The 18,260-nt window shown below is 66.0% G+C and carries 15 protein-coding genes and 1 tRNA gene; 11 read left to right on the top strand and 5 right to left on the bottom strand.

Translation table 11 applies throughout. From position 1 onward, the window contains the following. Window positions 1–7 precede the first annotated feature (7 nt). The 3 genes from GGQ59_RS08160 (at window position 8) to GGQ59_RS08150 (ending at window position 2,304) form a co-directional block, all read left to right on the top strand. Complete coding sequence (locus GGQ59_RS08160; protein ID WP_183817413.1) at window positions 8–589, top strand: TRAP transporter small permease subunit; 582 nt, start codon at window positions 8–10, stop codon at window positions 587–589. After that, window positions 589–2,202, top strand: a complete 1,614-nt coding sequence (locus tag GGQ59_RS08155) for a TRAP transporter large permease (protein WP_183817411.1) — start codon at window positions 589–591, stop codon at window positions 2,200–2,202. The genes GGQ59_RS08160 and GGQ59_RS08155 overlap by 1 nt, the downstream gene beginning before the upstream one ends. A gap of 12 nt (window positions 2,203–2,214) precedes the next feature. Further along, a tRNA-Ser gene (locus tag GGQ59_RS08150) sits at window positions 2,215–2,304 on the top strand. Between the two features lie 440 nt (window positions 2,305–2,744). Here GGQ59_RS08150 and GGQ59_RS08145 read toward each other — a convergent pair. The 3 genes from GGQ59_RS08145 to GGQ59_RS08140 are packed head-to-tail and all read right to left on the bottom strand — an operon-like array spanning window position 2,745 to window position 4,872. Further along, entirely contained in the window at window positions 2,745–3,047 is a 303-nt protein-coding gene (locus GGQ59_RS08145; protein ID WP_221400955.1) for a transcriptional regulator, read from the bottom strand. A gap of 14 nt (window positions 3,048–3,061) precedes the next feature. After that, window positions 3,062–3,700, bottom strand: coding sequence for a hypothetical protein (locus GGQ59_RS14765; RefSeq protein WP_221400954.1), 639 nt, complete (start codon window positions 3,698–3,700; stop codon window positions 3,062–3,064). Then, window positions 3,697–4,872 carry an acyltransferase family protein gene (locus tag GGQ59_RS08140; protein ID WP_183817407.1) on the bottom strand — a complete coding sequence of 392 codons (1,176 nt, stop codon included), beginning with the start codon at window positions 4,870–4,872 and terminating at the stop codon, window positions 3,697–3,699. Before GGQ59_RS08140 ends, GGQ59_RS14765 begins: the two co-directional genes overlap by 4 nt. A 239-nt stretch (window positions 4,873–5,111) precedes the next feature. Here GGQ59_RS08140 and GGQ59_RS08135 point away from each other — a divergent pair, with 239 nt between their 5' ends. Together GGQ59_RS08135 and GGQ59_RS08130 are read left to right on the top strand one after the other, a co-directional pair. Then, window positions 5,112–5,855 carry a hypothetical protein gene (locus tag GGQ59_RS08135; protein WP_183817405.1) on the top strand — a complete coding sequence of 248 codons (744 nt, stop codon included), beginning with the start codon at window positions 5,112–5,114 and terminating at the stop codon, window positions 5,853–5,855. Between the two features lie 457 nt (window positions 5,856–6,312). Further along, complete coding sequence (locus GGQ59_RS08130; RefSeq protein WP_183817403.1) at window positions 6,313–7,485, top strand: zinc-dependent alcohol dehydrogenase; 1,173 nt, start codon at window positions 6,313–6,315, stop codon at window positions 7,483–7,485. A gap of 279 nt (window positions 7,486–7,764) precedes the next feature. Here the strand turns inward: GGQ59_RS08130 and GGQ59_RS08125 are convergent, their stop codons facing one another. Next, window positions 7,765–8,262, bottom strand: coding sequence for a YbhB/YbcL family Raf kinase inhibitor-like protein (locus GGQ59_RS08125; RefSeq protein WP_246408629.1), 498 nt, complete (start codon window positions 8,260–8,262; stop codon window positions 7,765–7,767). A 218-nt stretch (window positions 8,263–8,480) separates the two neighbouring features. Here GGQ59_RS08125 and GGQ59_RS08120 point away from each other — a divergent pair, with 218 nt between their 5' ends. Genes GGQ59_RS08120 through GGQ59_RS08110 form a run of 3 tightly spaced genes read left to right on the top strand, consistent with a single transcriptional unit; the run spans window position 8,481 to window position 11,782 of the window. Beyond that, window positions 8,481–8,642 (top strand): hypothetical protein, encoded by a 162-nt coding sequence (locus GGQ59_RS08120; protein ID WP_183817400.1) that lies wholly within the window; start codon window positions 8,481–8,483, stop codon window positions 8,640–8,642. A 46-nt stretch (window positions 8,643–8,688) separates the two neighbouring features. Continuing rightward, on the top strand, window positions 8,689–9,996 hold the full coding sequence (locus GGQ59_RS08115) for an FIST signal transduction protein (protein WP_183817398.1): 1,308 nt from the start codon (window positions 8,689–8,691) through the stop codon (window positions 9,994–9,996). Further along, entirely contained in the window at window positions 9,983–11,782 is a 1,800-nt protein-coding gene (locus GGQ59_RS08110) for an ATP-binding protein (protein ID WP_183817396.1), read from the top strand. The genes GGQ59_RS08115 and GGQ59_RS08110 overlap by 14 nt, the downstream gene beginning before the upstream one ends. Window positions 11,783–12,060: 278 nt before the next feature. On the opposite strand, the gene GGQ59_RS08105 is transcribed toward GGQ59_RS08110, so the two are convergent. Then, window positions 12,061–12,255 carry a hypothetical protein gene (locus GGQ59_RS08105; RefSeq protein ID WP_183817394.1) on the bottom strand — a complete coding sequence of 65 codons (195 nt, stop codon included), beginning with the start codon at window positions 12,253–12,255 and terminating at the stop codon, window positions 12,061–12,063. Window positions 12,256–12,444: 189 nt separating this feature from the next. Between GGQ59_RS08105 and GGQ59_RS08100 the strand changes: the two genes are divergently transcribed. From GGQ59_RS08100 to GGQ59_RS08090, 3 genes are read left to right on the top strand one after another with little or no spacing between them, the layout of a single operon-like run. Then, window positions 12,445–13,779, top strand: a complete 1,335-nt coding sequence (locus GGQ59_RS08100) for a TolC family protein (RefSeq protein ID WP_183817392.1) — start codon at window positions 12,445–12,447, stop codon at window positions 13,777–13,779. Then, window positions 13,776–14,972 (top strand): efflux RND transporter periplasmic adaptor subunit, encoded by a 1,197-nt coding sequence (locus GGQ59_RS08095; protein WP_183817390.1) that lies wholly within the window; start codon window positions 13,776–13,778, stop codon window positions 14,970–14,972. The genes GGQ59_RS08100 and GGQ59_RS08095 overlap by 4 nt, the downstream gene beginning before the upstream one ends. A gap of 45 nt (window positions 14,973–15,017) precedes the next feature. Then, window positions 15,018–18,143 carry an efflux RND transporter permease subunit gene (locus tag GGQ59_RS08090; RefSeq protein ID WP_183817388.1) on the top strand — a complete coding sequence of 1,042 codons (3,126 nt, stop codon included), beginning with the start codon at window positions 15,018–15,020 and terminating at the stop codon, window positions 18,141–18,143. Window positions 18,144–18,260: the final 117 nt, after the last annotated feature.

The following is an 18,260-nucleotide window of genomic DNA, read 5'->3' as shown; positions in this document are numbered from 1 at the left end:
GGCACCGATGTTGATCGTCTGCACCTGCCTCAGCCTCGGTTTCCTGGCTTCCTTGCCGTTCTTCGGCCTTCGCAGCGACGCCGCCAGACAACTCTCAGGCCGCCTGGCGGGATCGGCACGAAGGATCGTCCTCGCCGCGTTCGTTCTCGCCTGCTGCGCCACTCTCCTCCTCGCCCTGGCGATGGGCATCGTCGTGCTGCTGCGGTCCGTGTTCTCGATCAGCTTGGTCTGGCTCCAGGAACTGCCCCTCTACCTGTTCGGGGCAACCTTCCTTCTCTCGGGCGGCGCCGTTCTACTCGCTGACGCTCATGTTCGCGTCGACGTTCTTTACAGCAGATGGCCGCCGCGCCGGCGGGCGCTCGTCGATCTATGCGGCCTGACCCTCTTCGTGCTGCCGGTTTGCGGCCTCATCGTCGTCGCGGCGGGGCCTTACGTCGCCCAGAGTTGGGCCGACCTCGAGCGCTCACCCGAGCCGTCCGGCATTCACGCCGTCTACCTCCTGAAGTCGCTGATCCCCGCTTTCGGGGTCCTTGTGGCTCTCGCCGCCTTCGTCAGAGCGGATGGTTTGGCGCGAGGGTTGCGCCGCTGATGTGGGACCAAGTCGTCCTTTGCTTCTGCGCCTGCGCGGGCTGGCTCGACATCGCGATGGTGCTCACGCTCTGCGCGCTGCTCCTCATGGGGTTTCCGGCTGCCTTCACGCTCGCCGGCGTCGCGCTGCTCTTCGGTCTTCTCGGCCTTGCCATGGGATCGTTCGATCCGGCTTTCATCGCCGACCCCTTCCCGATACGGATATTCGGTATCGTGAAGAACCAGATCTTGCTCGCCGTGCCCCTCTTCGTCCTGATGGGCGTGATCCTCGAGCGGGCGAAGATCGCGGAGGAGCTGCTCGACACGATGGCGCGGCTATTCGGCTCGATGCGCGGCGGCCTCGGCCTATCGGTGATGGTCGTGGGTGCCCTTCTCGCTGCCTCCACCGGCATTGTCGGCGCGACCGTCGTCACCATGGGCCTCCTCAGCCTGCCAACCATGCTCAAGCGTGGCTACGACCCGGCCTTGGCGGCCGGCAGCATTGCAGCGGCGGGTACGCTCGGCCAGATCATCCCCCCGTCTATCGTGCTCATCCTGCTCGGCGACGTGATGTCCAACGCCTATCAGGAGAGCCAGCTCGCGAGCGGCGTTTTCTCTCCCGAGACCGTATCGGTCGGCGACCTCTTCGCGGGCGCCCTGATCCCCGGCCTCGTTCTCGTCACCCTGTACGTGACGTATCTTATCGGACTCGCGCTCTTCAAAGGCGATACGAGCCCCGCCGTGCCGCCCGAGGACCGTTTCGGCTTCGGCGAGGGCGTGAAGGCGGCGCTCCGCAGCCTCCCCGCCCCGCTCGTCCTGATCGCAGCGGTCCTTGGGTCCATCCTGACGGGCACCGCCACGGCGACCGAAGCGGCCGCCGTTGGCGCTCTCGGCGCGCTTCTCATCGCGGGCAGTCGGCGGCGCACGGCCCGCCCGGGGGCGCGATGGCTGACGATAGCCGGGCTTCTGGCCGTGCCGGTTCTAGCCGTGCTGGTATGGCACTTCGACCTTCGGCTCGGTCGGCCCGATCGAACGCGGGACGAAGGAATCGCCATCGCCGCCGCAAGCGTAGCCAGCTTGGTGCTCGTCGCCGGTACGCTCGCCGCCGCGTGGTCGTTCGCGCGGTCCGGCCTCCTCGCCCCCGTCGCGCGTCAAGCGACCGAGATCTCGGGAATGGTCTTCACCATCCTGATCGGCGCGGCGCTGTTCAGCTTGGTCTTCCGCGGCCTTGGCGGCGACGAGACGGTGACGGCGGCCCTCGCGCGCACGCCGGGCGGGCCCGTCGGTGCGATCGCGGTCGTGATGCTGGTCATGTTCCTGTTGGGGTTCTTTCTCGACTTCATCGAGATCACCCTCGTCGTCGTGCCTCTCGTCGCTCCGGCGCTCTTGGCGGCGGGCGTCGACCCCATCTGGCTCGGGGTGATGATGGCGGTGAACCTCCAGACAAGCTTCCTCACCCCGCCCTTCGGATTCGCTCTCTTCTACCTGCGCGGCGTCGCGCCGCCCGAGCTGGCGACGAGCGCCATCTACAAGGGTGCCGTGCCCTTCGTGTTCATCCAGCTCCTCATGCTCGGCGTCCTCGCCCTCGTCCCAGGGCTCGCGACGTGGTTGCCGGACCGCCTCTACGGCGGCTAGAGGCTCCTGAACGGAGGAGTGGCAGAGCGGTCGAATGCACCGGTCTTGAAAACCGGCGTGCGCGCAAGCGTACCGTGGGTTCGAATCCCACCTCCTCCGCCACTCATATCCTAATGCCTTCCAGGATCGCCTCAGCGATGGAAGGTGCGAGGAAGCTGCCGACCTAAGCATCGGTTCGCTCGGAGCGATCCGCGCCGGCTCCCAGTTCCGCCCCCTTGCCGGCGAGCCCGAAGAGGCGCGCCCCCGACCAGCCCGCCCCGGTGATCGCCCCCTGACCGAATGCGCCTGCTTCGTGCCTTCGCGGGCGGTTGGGGGCGGCTCGTTCGAAGGTAGCGGCGAAGGGCCTGCCCTGCTCCGACGGGGCAGCTTCACGCTGGCCTTGGCGTTTGGTCGCGGAGGGTGTCGCCTGGCTATCCTCTTCGAGCTCGTACGTCTTGGCCCGGTCCCTCGTCGGGCCGACGTTGAGCGTGCGGGAGCCCTTCTCCGTGACGACCAGCCAGGATTGGACGAGTGGCCGCGTCAGCTCGAAGTAGTAGCCACGATCATTTCGGCGTCGGGAGCCCGAGCATGCTCGTCAAGTTGTCGAGATAAGTCCGAAACGCGGCCTTGCCGTCCTTCGTCAGCCGGCACGTCGTGAGCGTCTTGCGCGCCACGATGCGCTTGTCGACTTCGATGTAGCCAGCATCTTCGAGCTTCCTGATCTGTACGGAGAGATTCCCTTTGCTCGCGCCGAGCGCGTCCATCAGCTCGTTGAACGAGCCGCTCTCGGCGTTGGCGAGGTAGGCCATGATCGCCAGGCGCAGGCGGCCGTGGATGACCTCATCGATCTTCTCGATCTCACTCACGAAGCCTCTCGCCGTCAGCCCGTCCGGCTCAACCGCAGCAGGACGTAGCCGGGCACCGCCATGAAGGCGAACAAAGCGACGGTCAGCACGAGAAGGTAGGCTTCGAGGTTCTCGACGAGGAGCCCTGCGGCCAGGCCGCTGAGGAGCCATCCAGCCGCGACGCCGCCCATCCAACAACGTCGCCTGAGTACGGCGGCGCCGTACCAAACCGCCCCCTGGAGCACACAGACCACCACGGGGTGATAGAGCCACATGGTCATGCTGTCCTGTCGATACGCGCTGACACCGAACACGACGATCAAGACGAGGATCGCGAGACCCGTTCCGCTGAAGGCCGCATCGATGGCTCGCCCGACCGGCCCCTTCACGCCGCCTCCATGGCGATCCGCCCTGCCCGCCGTCACCAGGACCAGGACAAACAGGACCGTCGGCAGCACGGCGTTGGCAAGGTTGACCCATGGGGACAGGCCGCCCGGCCGCCACAAGTGGGCGAGAGAAACCGCACACTGCGTTCCGTAGAGCAGACCTGCCGCGCCGTAGACGATCCCCATGCTGCGACCGAACGGTCGCTCCCCGGACACGACGTTTCGAAGGAAGGCGAGGTCGGCGCGGGCCTGGTCCTCGTTCGCGGGGTCGCGGAGCTGCGAGGTCATGAGCGTTTCCTCCTCGGTCCGTTTAGAAGACTACCGACGAAGCTGTGCCGGACCAGCAGCTGATAGCTCGCGAGCGTCAGGGCGAGCGTCGCGCCCAGGATCACCGCGTACTTCGCAGGCGCAGGCCATGGCAGGTCCATCACCGCGATCTGCAGCGCGAACACGATCGGCAAGTGGACGATGTAGACCCAGTAGGACGAGTCCGCGACGTAGCGCACCCAGCGGCGCTCACCGTTGAGGAAGGTCAGCGCTGCCCCGATCAGGCCGAAGGTCCAGGTCCAGATCGCCAGCGCGTAGCTCGCGGCGTAGCCGACCCGCTCGACGCCCGTGATATCCGATCCGCCAGTCGCCTTTCCGCCGAGGAGGACGAGACAGATCGCGGTGAATGCCCCTGCGGCAAGAAGGTTCGCAGGCCAATTGCTTCGCATGGCGGACAGGGGTTCGCCGGGGCGGTTCAGCACCCAACCGAGTAGGAAGGCGCTGCCGTAGGTCACCAGCGCCGGCGTGTTCGGGAGCAGTCCCGTGTCGGGTGTCCGCACGCCGAACCACAGTGGCCAGCCTTGTTGGCACAGCAGCGCCGTGGCGACGGGAACCGCAAGGACAACCTGCAGCAACCCGCGCCTGATGCTCCACGCCGCGGCGGTGCCAGCGAAGGCACGCAGACGTTCGCCCCGATCGAGGGCCAGCACCGGGCGCAAGATGAGCATGGCCACGTAGAACAAAATCAGGACGTAGAGGAACCAAAGGTGTGTCAGCGGGAAGGTGTCGATGCTCGGCGGGGGCGGCGGGGGAAGCTGCTCAGCCGTCAGGCCGAACTTGCCGCGATAGAGCCAAGCCATCAGTCCAATGAAGGCCGCGGTAACGAGTGGCCAGAAGATGAGGAGCGGCAGAAGGATCCGCTTCGATCGGCTGCGGACGAAGTAGCCATAGCCTTTCCTCTGCAGAACCAGACGCCCGAAGAACCCGGCGAGAAGGAAAAAGGTCGCCATGCGGAAGATATGCAGAACGAAGGTTAGCCAGGCGATGGGAGTGCTGCGTGCCTGGTCCATGACAAGCCACACCTGATCGCCCGGCAGAAAAGACAACCCGGCGTGGAAGGCGAGCCCGAGGAACAGTGCGCCGCCGCGCACGGCATCCAGGGCATGCAATCGTTCGTCTCCAACGTCAGACATCGTCCTCTCCCATACTAGAGACCGCGATATAGATATACCGGTTCACGATGTAAACCGGTATATCCGCTGGGGGGGGCGTTAGGTTCGGTCGTCGCCCGCTTGAAGCGGCGCGACGGACCCGCACTCTCCGGCGAGGTCAGGACCACAGACGGTTCGGTTGCTCGGCGTACTGGTCCTACGCCTCGCCAAACGTTCGATGCGGCCCTAGGCTTGAAGAGTTCGCGAAGGGAGACGCGGCGATGAGTAGTCAGACACGCGACCTCGCGACCTTGCCGATGGACGCGCTGGCCGAGGACCTCTTCGGCCTGAACGTCCGCGGCCTTCGGTCGGTCCGCATGCTTTGGGCTCGGCCGAAGCGCTACTTCGCGGCGGCGCGGTCGCTCGACTGGAACGGGACCTACACGCCCTCGATCCGGCTCTATCTTTCCTTCTTCGCTCTCTACTCTCTCCTCAAGGTCTGGTGGATCGGCGGCAATACCGGGATGATCGACGCCTATGCCGCCGGTTTCGCCGAGGCGGGCGTCATCGTTCCGCCCGGCAAGACGATGGGCGACATCGGCAAGGAAGCGGTGCTTTGGATCTTCGGCCTCGTACCGATCCTTCAGATCGTCACCATGGTCGCGCTTTCGCTCGTCTATCCCTTCTGGGGTGAGCGCACCTCCGCTGCGTTGCGCCAACGCTACTTCTTTGCGGTCATCGTTCCGAGCGCCAGCCTGATGCCGGTCTTCATGACGATGATGCTCTTCGTGCCGGGCGATAGCCTCACGGCCTACGCCCTCGGTCTGGCGGCAATCACCTTCGCCATCGACACGCAGACGGGCTATCGCGGAGCGTTCCGCACGAAGGGCCCGTTCGGGAGGGCATGGCGCGCTGCGCTTCTCGCTGCGGTCGTCGTGTCGCTGAACATCGCTACCAGCGTCGGCGCGCAGATCGCAGGGATCGTTCTTACAAGCCAGAGGTACGGTATAGCGCCGCTGGGTTGAGCTGAAGCTGCTCCTTGCGGAAAGGGGTGGCGCTCGTCGGTCGGCGCGGTGCGCTGGAAGCCTGGTAACAACCATCGGCTCTCCTGCCCTGCCTGTAGCATCGTACAGTCGAGCCGGACGCGTCTGGACCCGGCCTGCGGCGTTCTCACCCGATAGGCAACGAGTAGGTTGCAATTACCACCGTAAGCGACCGTCCGAGGTTTGAGCGATGGACGCACCGCTCGAAGAAGGTTCCGGACCGATCGTGCCTACGCAAGATCGGCGTGCTGAACGGTTCATCGCGCTTACCGAACGGGCGACGGGCTTTTGTATCATCGCCTGAGAATGCTCGGGAGTGCTAGTCAGAGGATGGAGCCCTCATAGCGCGTTGGAACGAAACGCGGGCACTAACGTTCCTTGAGTCCAGGCCGGGGGTGGCTTTCCGCTACGCCAGCCGACTTGACGTAAGAGGTTCCCGATGCGCGCGCTGGTTTGGCACGGAAAAAACGACGTTCGGCACGACACCGTGCCCGACCCTTCGATCGAGGATCCTCGGGACTGCATCGTCAGGGTCACTAAGACCGCGATCTGCGGCTCCGACCTTCACCTCCTCGACGGGCTGGTGCCGAAGATGGAGAACGGGGACGTTCTCGGCCACGAGTTCATGGGCGAGGTCGTCGAGATCGGCAGCGAGGTCCGTCGCCTGAAGGTCGGCGACCGGGTCGTCGTCCCCTTCACCATCTCCTGCGGCGAGTGTTGGTTCTGCCAGCGTGAACTCTACTCGCTCTGCGACAACACCAACCGTACGAAAGAGAACGCGATCGAGGCGATGGGTCACGCGCCCGCCGGCCTGTTCGGCTTCTCGCACCTCCTGGGCGGCTATGCAGGCGGCCAAGCCGAGTACGTCCGTGTACCTCATGCCGACGTAGGGCCAGTGAAGGTCGAGAACGACACGCTTTCGGACGAGAAAGTCCTCTTCCTCTCCGACATCTTCCCTACCGGCTACATGGCTGCAGAGAACGCGAACATCCAAGAAGGCGACACCGTGGCCGTCTGGGGCGCGGGCCCCGTCGGGCTCTTCGCCATCCGCTCGGCCTGGATGCTGGGCGCGGGCCGTGTCATCGCGATCGAGGGCGTGCCCGAGCGGATCGCGCTGGCCAAGAGTTACGGCAACGCCGAGGTGATCGACTTCAACCAGGGCGACGTGAAGGAGCGTCTCGACGAGATGACGGGCGGGCGCGGCCCCGACCGGTCGATCGACGCGGTCGGCGCGGAGAGTCACGGCCACAATCACGGCGCCAGCATCGCCGAGTCGATCCAACTCCACACCACGGGCGCGATGGACCGGCCCCACGTTCTGTCCGAGATGGTCAAGTCCACCCGCAAGGGCGGCACGCTGTCCGTGCCTGGCGTCTACGGCGCGATGACGGTGTTCCCGATCGGACCCTTCATGAACAAGGCGCTGAGCATGAACTCGGGCCAGACCCACGTGCAGCGCTACCTCCGCCCGCTGCTCGAGCGGATCGAAGGCGGCGAGATCGACCCCTCCATGATCATCACCCATAGGGGCGGACTCGAGGCGGGCCCGGACTTCTACAAGACCTTCCGCGCAAAGGACGACGGCTGCGTGAAGTGCGTGATGACGCCGTAACCGATCAGCGCAACTTCGGCTTCGGTTCTCACCCGAAGCCGGACGCTATGTGACCTGCCACTACGACCTGTTCGGTCCGTCGCATCTTCGGACATTCCGCGTGTGCTAGAATGGTCTCCCCGCGGGCTTGCGGGCTGACCATGCCGCTCTCTCCCGCGAGGACTACGGCGACATTCCGCCGTACCGTAGGATCGAGTTCCGCAACGTAAAGAGCGGCAAGCCGACTTGGCGTCCGACGGAGTCGCCGCCGGTTCTCCGTTCCTCGGCTAGAGCTGCCCGTCACCCCGGCCGCTCGTAGGAGGCCTGCAGCACCGCAACTGCGAGGACATGACCGGTCAGCGCGTCTTCGACCGCTGTCCGACCCGACCCGGACTTCAGGTCGATCGGTACGTCTAGCGCGAAGAGCTGGAAGACGTAGTCGTGAGCGCCATGCCCGTTCGGAGGATCGGGGGGCAGCCAAGCCTGTTGCTGGTACGAGTTTCGACCGGTCGACGGCACCGACGCTGAGTCGGCCAAACTGCCCCCTTGCCCGAGGAGGTCCCAGGCGAGCCAATGAACCAACGGCTCGGGGCTAGGCGCATCCGCGTCTTCGACGACCAGAACCAGCGACTTCGTGCCGGCGGGCGGATCGGTCCAAGCGAGGGGCGGCGACACGGCCTCTTCCTTCGCATCGGCCGTGAACCGGGCCGGCAGCGTCCCGCCGGGTTCGAACGCGGGACTGGTCAGAGTGAATCCGTCGGAAGGCGCACGGGGCGCGGTAGACGGCTTCGCCGCCATTAGCTTCGCGGGTCCGGCGCGGACGTTCTTCAACGAACGTCCGAGGAAAGCAGGAACGTTTTCAAGCATGAGGACCCTCGTGCAGTTATCGAACGAACGCGCGAGCTGTGCCCAAGTTCCTTCATTGGCGTGCATGGTCCGGAGTGGTCGGCGCTGCGGTACGCGAACGGATCGTGTCGCTTCGGGCTCGGTCATCGCCCTGGAACGTCAAACCTTTCATGAGCCAGAACCTGACGCCGGAGCTGCGTCCGGCTGACGACGACGTGGCGGTCGCGACAGCGGTGATGTTTCCCGTCAGCGTCGAGGCCCGCGAGACGACGCTCAGGAGAAAGAGGGTGCCGCAGGCAACGCCTCGCGCTCGTGCTGGGGTACATCGCTGACATCGTACTCGCCGTACCGGTCGGCAGAGAACGCTCAACCAGAACAATGAGAAGTCACTCGATCGCGAGGGGTGGGAGGTGGGTCACCCGTCCGAGAAAGCTCAATCTTCATCGCAACTTAATCTGTGCCTTCTTACAGTGTCGTTTGCCGGGGGAACGAATGTTACTGACAGCCATATCGCGAGCGACCGATGCACGGGGGGCCGTCGCCGAGCTTCGTGCTTCGATCGCGAGCCGAACCAACGCGGGCATCAGCCTCCTGGTCGCGTACGCGACCGAAGACGTTGCCACCGACGACTTCGTCCGCGCGCTCTCTCTAGCTTTCCCCGATACGCCGATCTTCGGCGGCACCACGAGTGGTGGCGTCCTGACTGAAACAGGAAGCCACCATGGCGAGGCCGTTACGTCCCTACTCGCAGTCATAGACGAACAGGGATGCTACGGCGCCTCGACCGTCGTCATCGAGGCAAGCGCGGGCGACGCGGCGTCCAAAGCAGTTGAACAAGCGCTGATCGATGCCGGTCGCCCTTACGAAGCGCCCGCTCAGGTTTGGCTGTGCGCACCGCCCGGCCATGAGGAAGAGGTTCTGAGCGGCATCGCTGCCGTCGTTGGACCGAACTGTCCCATCGTCGGGGGTTCCTCGGCCGATAATACGATTGCCGGGAACTGGCGCCAGTTCGGTCGGAACGGCACGTATCAAACCGCCGTCTCAGTGGCTGTGCTCTTCCCATCAGGCGCCAACGGCCTGGCCTTCGAAAGCGGCTACGCGCCGACGGGCCGGACGATGCGCGTCCGCGCTACCGAACGACGAGTGATTCATACGCTCGACGGGCAGCCTGCCGCTAACCGCTACCGCCGCGAACTCTTTGGGCTCGATGCCGACGCCAGCGTGAGCGAAGCGTTAGTCGCGACCAAGCTTCCGACCCCATTCGGGCGGTTTCTCGGCACGTTCGAAGGCGTTGACGAGTACCTACTTCTCCATGCCGCAACCTTCGAAGCCGATGGCAGCGTCGGCGTCTTCGCCGACATTCACGACGGAGAGGAACTTAGCGTCATGACTGGGGACGGCGCGAGTGTCATTCGGCGGGCGGGCATGGCGGTCGCGGATGCGCGGAGCCTGGCAGGCTTCGAAGACGACGAGACAGCTGGTGCTCTGATCATCTTCTGTGCCGGCTGCATGATGGGAATGCCTGATCGACTCGACGAAGTGGTCGATGCGCTCCGTCAGAAGTTGGGTCCAGCGCCTTTCCTCACGGCCTTCACCTTCGGCGAGCAGGGCGCGAGCGTCACTGCCGGCAATCAGCACGGCAACCTCATGATTGCATGTTCGGTGCTTGGCCATGCCGCAGACTGAGGAACGCCTCCGCGAAGCGCTTCGAAGCCTTCAGCGCAAACACGAGAAGGCGCTGTCCCATCTTCATGATGCCGACCTTGTACAGGCGGTAAACGCACGAACCCTGTCGGCAACCACAGAGACTGAAACCTTCGACGCCATGTTCTCCGGCTTCGAGGAAGCCGATGTTGCCTCTGTCTTCGAGTACGCTGACACTGCCTGGGTATGCCGCGCGTCGTCCCGATCCTCTTGGGTTGGCCTAGGCTTGGACGACAACCAGGCACTCAAGCGCGTTCTTTCTGGACAGACAGTCGTCCTTCCAGACCTCCACCGAGTATGGACTGCCGATACCGTCGGCATGCCAGAAGGGTGGCATGGATACCGCGGTGCCGCGCTCCTTCCGTTTCCGGTCCAGAACAGAAGAAAGATCGTCGTTCTACTATCACGGCACTTCGCCCGGTGGCAGGTCTCCGAGACCGAACGGCTCGTTCGACTGACCGGTGCCGCAGCGACGGGCATGGCCCACCTTCAGCGCCTAGCGGCAGAACGAGAGTTGCAGGAAGCCGAGAACGAACGAAGGGTCGCCCTGGAGGCGAGCGCGGCAAAATCCGCCTTCCTCGCAAACATCAGTCACGAAATCCGTACACCGATGAACGGTGTATTGGCGATGGCGGAACTCTTACTCGAAGAGACGCTCGACGAGCAGCAGCGACGTTACGCGCAAACCATCTTCACGTCCGGCGAGGCGCTTCTCACGGTAATCAACGACGTTCTCGACTTCTCTAAGATCGAAGCCGGCCACATCGATCTCGCCGACGCACCGTTCGATCCTCGCACCGTCACCGAAGACGTCGTTCTTCTCCTTCGATCGACCGCCGACCGGAAGGGTTTGAGCCTCGATTTCGCCTGCTGCGATGCCGTCCCAACCATATTCGGCGACGCTGGTCGGTTCCGACAGGTTCTGATGAACGTTGTCGGCAACGCGATCAAGTTCACCGAGAGGGGCAGCGTTACTGTCACTCTCGCCTGCCAGAAGAACGACGCTCAGCTGGCTTGGTCCGTCGCCGTGGATGACACTGGGATAGGCATCGCCGAGGATAAGATCGAGACGATCTTCGAGGAATTCAGTCAAGCCGATGGTGCGATGACGCGTCGGTTCGAAGGAACCGGACTTGGCTTGGCGATCTCACGGCGCCTCGTTTCCCTGATGGGCGGAACGCTGAGCGTCACGTCGGAGCTTGGTCGTGGGTCCACGTTCAAGCTCGACCTTTTCTCCGTCTGCGCTGATCCCGACGAGGCGCTTCAACCCGCTGGATCAGTAACCAGTCGGAACGGCGATAGCGCGACGCGATCCTTCCTCGACGCGAATGAACCACGGATCTCCCGCGTGCTTGTCGTTGACGACAACGCCGTGAACCGGATGGTCGTCGAGCAGTTCCTGAAGGCGGACGGCTATCAGTTGGTCATGGCCAACGATGGCGAGGCGGCCGTCGAGGCTTTCGAGCAGGACCGCTTCGATGTCATCCTCATGGACCTCTCGATGCCAAAACTCGATGGGTACGAAGCGACGGCTCTCATCCGGTCCATCGAGAAGCGGAAAGGGCTGGACCGAACCCCTGTACTGTGCCTGACGGCACATGCTTCCGCGGAACAGGAAGCGATCTGTCGAGAGCGGGATATGGACGGATACCTCTCTAAGCCGATCCGCCGCGATGCCCTCCTGCTCATGGTAGAGCGTCTACTACATGGCTGCCCTCGTAACGGGCCGGCTGATTTGAAAGTAGGTGGCGAAACCGCGAACTGCTAATTGCCCTTCTCAAACGTCGAGCGGACGCAGTCCGCCGAGTCAGATACTGAACCTGCACACTTCGCCGTACCCTGTATCTCCTGCCAGGCGCAGAAGCGGATATGAAGCACTCGTGGATTTCGCGCCGTCTGGGTCGGCAAGAAACAGGCTGAACGCGCCGCTGCGTCGGCGCGTTGCACGTTCTACCGATGGCCTGTGACCGTCAGTTCATTTTGCATTCACGCGAGCCGTATTAGGTACCGGGCGTGGTTCGACTTCCGTCTTCCCTTCGCCTCCTGTTAGCGATCACGGCTAGCCTGGGGCTTGTCGGCGGCATCATGGCGTCGGTCCACGCAACGGAAGAAGCGCTCATCCACGGGGGCGACCTCGATCGAGTCGCAGTGGAAGGCGTGCAGGCTGACCCATCCGAAGCGCCTGACAGTGAGAGGTCTCAGCACGACCATCCCGCCCACGCGCCGTGCGGCTCGTGCCATGGCCACGCTTTAGCAACGAACCCGCTTCGGATAGCGCCCGCCGTTAGGATTGCGGGCAGCGTCGGCCAGCCTTCGTCGGACTCTCTGCCTTTTCCGCTAACCGACGGCCTCTTCCGACCGCCGCGCGGCTGACCTGACGCTCGCGCGCCTCGTGCGCGCTTCAGGTTCAGCCCACGCGAAGGAAGATCCATGCCCATCCGTCATTCGGGCGGGGCCGCATTGGCGGTCCTCGCTCTCCTGCCTGCCGTTCCGGCAGTCGCGCAGGAATCATGCGCCGTGCCGCCAGCGGCGGCCCCCATACCAGCGGACACCGGATCGCTGACCATCCCGGCGATCCTCGACGCCGTCCGGGCGGCATCCCCTGACATCCGCGCCGCCGCTCTGGAAACCGTCGCTCAGCGACACGAGGCGGCGCAGGCCGGACTTTGGGAGAACCCCGTCCTCTCGGTCGAGGCGGAGAACTTCGGCGCCGACGCCCTTGGCAGTGCAGGTCCGCTACGCGGCTACGACGCCGCCGAGACGACGGTTTCCATCGGCCAGACCTTCCGCATTGGCGGTCAGCGTCGGCTGGACCGTCGGGCAGCCGCGGCCAGGGCGGCCGTCGCCGCAGCCGACCGCGACCTCGTCCTACGCACCGTCGAGCGCGAAGCCGTCTCTCTCGCCTACGAACTCGCCGCGGCTCGCGAAGCGGCGTCGCTATTCGAGGAAGCGGCAGGCCTGGCCGAGGATCTCGAGGGGGCCGTCCGGGCTCGCGTCGAGGCAGGCGAGTCGCCCCGCGCCGCGCTCGACCGCGCTGTCGCGGCGCGCGCGGACGCCGAGGCTGCAGCCGAAGAAGCGCTCGGTACGGCGGAAGCCCTCGCCTTTGCGCTCGCTACGCTATGGGGGCGGACAGCGCCGGTCGAGGTCGACCTTCCGTCCTTCTGGAACGAGGCGCAGCTGCCGCCGATCGAACGGCTGACGGCGCGCCTGACTGACCACCCGCAAAGACGCATCGCCGACGCCACCGCGGAAGCCCGCGCCGCCGAACACCGGGCGGCGAGGGCCGAAGCCTATCCCGACGTGACGGCGAGCGTCGGCGTCCGCCGCTTCGAGGCGGACGGGACCGAAGCGCTCGTCGCAGGCCTTAGCGTGCCGCTGCCGCTGTTCGATCGGAACCAGGGCAACCGAAGGGCTGGGAGAGCCAGGGCGGCGGGCAGCGCCTACGAAGCCGAAATCGCGGCGCGCCGCCTCGTTGCCAGGGCGGGCCAGGCCGTTGCCCTCGCCGAGCGGGCCGAGAGACGGCGCCGGACCCTCGTCGAAGAGGCTCTGCCAGCCGCAGAGGCTGCAGCCGAGGCCGCCCGGATCGGATACCGTGAGGGCAAGTTCGACCTCACCACCGCGCTCGACGCGCAGACAAGGCTCGTCGAGACGCGCCGAGCCGCGCTGACGGCCGCCCTCGCCGCTCGACAGGGACAGGCGGACGTCCTCTCTCTTGCGAGCCTGCCCCCCTTCTCGCCGACATATTGTCAGGAGGCGAACCGATGACCCGACTCTCCATGGCCACTGCAACAGCCGCCCTCCTCGTCCTCGTCGCCTGCGGAAGCGAACGCCAACCGACGAACGCCGGGGCAGAAGAACCTCATGAAGGCGAGCACGAAGAGCGTGCCGGCTTCGTCGCACTTACCCCTGACGCGTTGGCCGACCTCGGCATCGAGATCGCCGTCGCGGAAGAAAGCGTCGTCGGTGACACGGCAGACCTGCCGGCCGAGATCCGCTTCGCGGCCGACCGGCTCGCCATGATCGTCCCGCGCGTCGGCGGTGTCGTGCACGCGATCGATGCGACAGAAGGCGACATCGTCGACGCGGGCGACGTTCTTGCCGTCCTCGACAGCGGACGGCTCGCGAGCCTCGTCTCCGCCTACAAAGAAGGCGAGGCGCAGGAGCGCTACGCCCAGGCGACCTACGAGCGAAAACGCCGGCTGTTGGATCAGGGCGTCACCTCCGAAGCGGAGTTCGCCGAAGCGCGGCAGGCGGCAGCGGGCGCCGCCGCCCGGCGCGAGGCGGCAGAGACCGCGCTTCACGCCGCCGGCGTCGATCACGACCGGATCGAGGCGCTGGCGAGCAGTCCGGACGGGGCTGCCGGGCGCTACCGCCTGACCGCACCGATCGCCGGCCGGGTCATCGAGCGGCACCTTGCCCTCGGGCAGTCCGTCCAGGCCGGAGAGGATGGCGGCTCGCCCGCCTTCGTCGTCGCAGACGACGCCGTCGTCTGGGCGGACGTGCAGATCTATGCCGTCGACCTGGATCGCATCAGGGAAAGCCAGCCCGTCCGTCTTTCGGACCGGTCCGGCACAATCGTCGCCGAGGGCGAAGTCGCCTTCGTGACGCCGCAGCTGACGGAAGGCACGCGCACTGCGACCGCCCGTGTCGTCCTGCCGAACGAGAACGGAAGACTGCGTCCCGGTCAGTACGTCCGCGCCAGCATTGAGGCCGGGTCCGGCGCCACCGCCGTGACTGTGCCGAGCGAGGCCGTCGTCCGCGTCGAGGGCGAGGACGTCGTCTTCGTGCCCGAGGGCGATGGATACCTCGCCAAGCCCGTCAGGACGGGACGGACCGCGGGCGGGCGGGTCGTGATCGAAGACGGCCTCGCATCGGGCGACTCCTTCGTCGCGAGCGGCGCGTTCACCCTCAAGGCCGAGCTCGAGAAGGACGCCTTCGGCGGCGGGCATGCGCATTAGCGCCCGCGCCGAGCTTCCCCCCGCATATTCCGTAGGACAACGATCATGACCAGCCTTCTCTCCCGCGTGGTCGGCGGCCGGCTCCTCGCCGGACTCGCCGCCCTCGCCATGACGATCGGCGGACTTTGGGCCTTCCGCGCCCTCCCCGTCGACGCCTTTCCCGACGTCACTCCCGCCCTCGTGCAAGTCTTCACCGAGACCGATGGCCTCGCCCCCGAGGAAGTCGAACGCTACATCACCTATCCGCTCGAGACGTCCATGTCCGGCTTGCCGAAGCTCGAGGAGATCCGATCGGTCTCGAACTTTGGCCTCTCCGTCCTCAACATCTACTTCGAGGACGGAACGGACGTTTACTTCGCCCGGCAGGTCGTCGGCGAGCGCCTGGCCGAGGCGCGCGAGGCGATACCCGAAGGTTTCGGCGAACCGAAGATGGGCCCGATTAGCACGGGGCTCGGCATCATCTTCTACTATAACCTCGTCGACGAGACGGGCACGCGCAGCCTTATCGAGATGCGCGAGATCCAGGACTGGCTGATCAAGGTTCAGCTACAGACCGTTCCCGGGGTCACGGAGGTGCTGTCGCTCGGCGGGTTCGAGAAGCAGTACCAAGTCCAAGTTAGCCCTGACGCCCTACTGCGCTACGACCTTGCGATCGAGGATGTGGTCGCGGCGCTCGAGGCAGGGAACCGCACGACGGGCGCGCAGTACCTCGAGGTCGATCAGGAGCAGTACGTCGTCCGCGGGATCGGCCTTGCTGAGGACTTAGACGACCTCGGCGACGCGGTCCTGAAGACCGTAGAGGGAACGCCAGTCCGCGTACGCGACGTCGCCACGCTCGAGATCGGCGGCGGCGTGCGGCAGGGCATGATGACCGCCGATGGCGAAGGCGAGATCGTCGGCGGCATGGTGCTGAAACTCTACGGCACCAACACCTCCGACGTGATCGCGCGGGCGCGAGACCGCTTCGATGAGATTAACGCCTCGCTGCCGGACGGGGTGCGGGCCGTCCCCTACTACGACCAGGCGACGCTCGTGAACGCGGCCTCATCGACCGTCACGACGGCCCTGTGGCAGGGCGCCCTCCTCGTCGCCGTCCTAATCTTCGTGTTCTTGGGCGGCTGGCGGCCAAGCCTGGTCGTCGTCCTGTCGATCCCCTTCTCGGTCGGCTTCGCCTTCCTCGGCATGAAGCTCTTCGGCGTCTCGGCGAACCTGATGTCGCTCGGCGGTGTCACCATCGCGATCGGCATGATGGTCGACGGCGCGATCGTCATCGCGGAGAATGTCGACCGGGTGCTGACCGACCGTCCGGGCGAAGACCGGCGCCGCGCGGTCGCCGAGGCCACGGCGGAGGTGATCGCCCCCCTCCTCGCCGCCGTCGCGGTCGTGATCGTCGTCTTCCTGCCGCTCTTCGCGCTAGAGGGCGTGGCCGGGAAGACCTTCGGCCCCCTCGCCGCCTCCGCGGCGCTCGCGATGACGGGCTCGCTACTCTACGCAGGGCTCGTCGCGCCGGCGATCGCCGGCTGGGTAATGCGGCCGGAGCTGCAGCGAGAAGCCGAAGGACCGGGTAGGCTTGGCAGGCTGATCGAACCTGCCGCGGCGTTCTTCGTCCGCAGGCGGGCGGTCGCGGTCGGGCTTGCATGCTTCTTGCTTCTGATCGGCGCGGCTGTCGTCCCGCGCGTCGGCTCGGAGTTCACGCCGACGCTCGAAGAGGGCGACATCCTCCTCCGGACGACCATGCCACCGTCCATCTCGCTGACCGAGGCGCGGGAGACCATGACCAAGGTCGAGCGGCGCATTCTCGACAGCTTCCCCGAGGTCGAGCGGGTCGTCACCCGGATCGGGCGCGGCGAGGTCGGGGCCCACGCCGATCCGACCAACAGCGCGGAGTCCTTTCTGGCGCTGGCGCGGAAATCAGAGTGGCGGGACGGGTTGACGGCCCCAGCGCTCAGGGCGGCGATCTCGGAAGAGCTGGAGCGCTTCCCCGGCGTCCTCATCAACGTCAGCCAACCCATCGCCATGTCCATCGACGAGCTTCTGACCGGCACAAAGGCGGAGCTCGCCGTCAAGATCTTCGGTCCCGACACGGAGGAGCTGATCGGGGCCGGCGGCGCCTTGCAGAGCGTCATGCAGGGCGTGCGCGGCGCGAGCGATGTCCAGATGGACCAGGTGACCGGCGCACCGCAGCTCCAAGTCGATCTCGATCGCAGCGCCCTCGCTCGGTACGGCATCACCATCGACAAGGCGCTGACCACTGTCAGGGCCGCCATCGGCGGCGAGACCGCCGGCACCGTGTTCGAGGGCGTGCGGCAGTTCCCGATCCTCGTGCGATACGACGAAGCGGCGCGCGACACACCGGAGGCAGTCCGGCGCCTTGTGATCGAGGCACCGGGCGGGGCGCTCGTCCCGCTCGAGGCCATAGCCGACGTTCGCGAGGTCGTCGGTCCCCGGCAGATCACGCGGGAGAACGGTCAGCGTTTCATCACGGTCCAGGCGAACGTCAGAGGAAGAGACATCGGCTCGTTCGTTCAGGAAGCGCAGACGCTCGCGGCGGCGGAGCTCGACCTGCCGCCCGGCTACCGCGTCGTCTGGGGCGGGCAGTTCGAGTTGCAGCAGCAGGCGAACCAGCGCTTCGCGGTCGTCATCCCGATCACGCTCGGCATCGTGCTCCTGATCCTGCTCTTCACCTTCGGGCGGCTGAAGTCGGCTTTCCTGATCCTCCTCAACATCCCGCTCGCCCTCGTCGGCGGGGCGCTCGCGCTGTGGGTGACCGGCATTCCGGTCTCAGTGCCCGCCACGGTGGGCTTCATCGCTCTCTTCGGCATCGCGCTCGGCAACGGCATGGTGCTGGTCAGCTACCTCGACCGCTTTGCGAAGGAGGGGCGGCCGCTCGACCAGGCGGCCGTCGAAGGCGCCGTCTCCAGAGCCCGCCCGGTGCTGATGACCGCGCTGACGACGGCACTGGGCCTCGCTCCCCTGCTCTTCGCGACCGGCGTTGGAGCCGAGGTGCAACGGCCGCTGGCGACGGTCGTTGTCGGCGGCCTCGTCACCTCGACCTTGCTCACCCTGTTCGTCCTGCCGGCCCTGCACCGCTGGTTCGCCCCGCGGCTGCAGGAGGAGCGGGGTGGCATGCAAAACAGCGAGGCGCCCATGAGCGCAATGCCGGCAGAGTAAGAGAACCCCGTGAGCGGTTCACACGACCACAGCTGCGACGTGCCGCGGCAGAGCGAGCGGAAGCTCGTCGTCGCGGCCGGCTTTACCGGGTGCCTTCATGCTCGCCAAGTTGGTCGG

The sequence above is a fragment of the Parvularcula dongshanensis genome (assembly GCF_014199615.1).
Lineage (GTDB): Bacteria > Pseudomonadota > Alphaproteobacteria > Caulobacterales > Parvularculaceae > Parvularcula > Parvularcula dongshanensis.
Note: the sequence above shows the minus strand (reverse complement) of the source record. Positions and strands in the feature narration are given on the sequence as shown.

What these genes read in the sequence shown, in the direction of transcription:
- GGQ59_RS08140 (WP_183817407.1), bottom strand. Translation starts at nt 4,872, where the DNA reads ATGTCTGACGTTGGAGACGAACGATTGCATGCCCTGGATGCCGTGCGC.
- GGQ59_RS08090 (WP_183817388.1), top strand. Translation starts at nt 15,018, where the DNA reads ATGACCAGCCTTCTCTCCCGCGTGGTCGGCGGCCGGCTCCTCGCCGGA.
- GGQ59_RS08130 (WP_183817403.1), top strand. Translation starts at nt 6,313, where the DNA reads ATGCGCGCGCTGGTTTGGCACGGAAAAAACGACGTTCGGCACGACACC.
- GGQ59_RS08110 (WP_183817396.1), top strand. Translation starts at nt 9,983, where the DNA reads ATGCCGCAGACTGAGGAACGCCTCCGCGAAGCGCTTCGAAGCCTTCAG.
- GGQ59_RS08100 (WP_183817392.1), top strand. Translation starts at nt 12,445, where the DNA reads ATGCCCATCCGTCATTCGGGCGGGGCCGCATTGGCGGTCCTCGCTCTC.
- GGQ59_RS08155 (WP_183817411.1), top strand. Translation starts at nt 589, where the DNA reads ATGTGGGACCAAGTCGTCCTTTGCTTCTGCGCCTGCGCGGGCTGGCTC.
- GGQ59_RS08095 (WP_183817390.1), top strand. Translation starts at nt 13,776, where the DNA reads ATGACCCGACTCTCCATGGCCACTGCAACAGCCGCCCTCCTCGTCCTC.
- GGQ59_RS08105 (WP_183817394.1), bottom strand. Translation starts at nt 12,255, where the DNA reads ATGGCACGAGCCGCACGGCGCGTGGGCGGGATGGTCGTGCTGAGACCT.
- GGQ59_RS08160 (WP_183817413.1), top strand. Translation starts at nt 8, where the DNA reads ATGTTGATCGTCTGCACCTGCCTCAGCCTCGGTTTCCTGGCTTCCTTG.
- GGQ59_RS14765 (WP_221400954.1), bottom strand. Translation starts at nt 3,700, where the DNA reads ATGACCTCGCAGCTCCGCGACCCCGCGAACGAGGACCAGGCCCGCGCC.
- GGQ59_RS08120 (WP_183817400.1), top strand. Translation starts at nt 8,481, where the DNA reads ATGAGCCAGAACCTGACGCCGGAGCTGCGTCCGGCTGACGACGACGTG.
- GGQ59_RS08115 (WP_183817398.1), top strand. Translation starts at nt 8,689, where the DNA reads ATGAGAAGTCACTCGATCGCGAGGGGTGGGAGGTGGGTCACCCGTCCG.
- GGQ59_RS08135 (WP_183817405.1), top strand. Translation starts at nt 5,112, where the DNA reads ATGAGTAGTCAGACACGCGACCTCGCGACCTTGCCGATGGACGCGCTG.
- GGQ59_RS08125 (WP_246408629.1), bottom strand. Translation starts at nt 8,262, where the DNA reads ATGGCGGCGAAGCCGTCTACCGCGCCCCGTGCGCCTTCCGACGGATTC.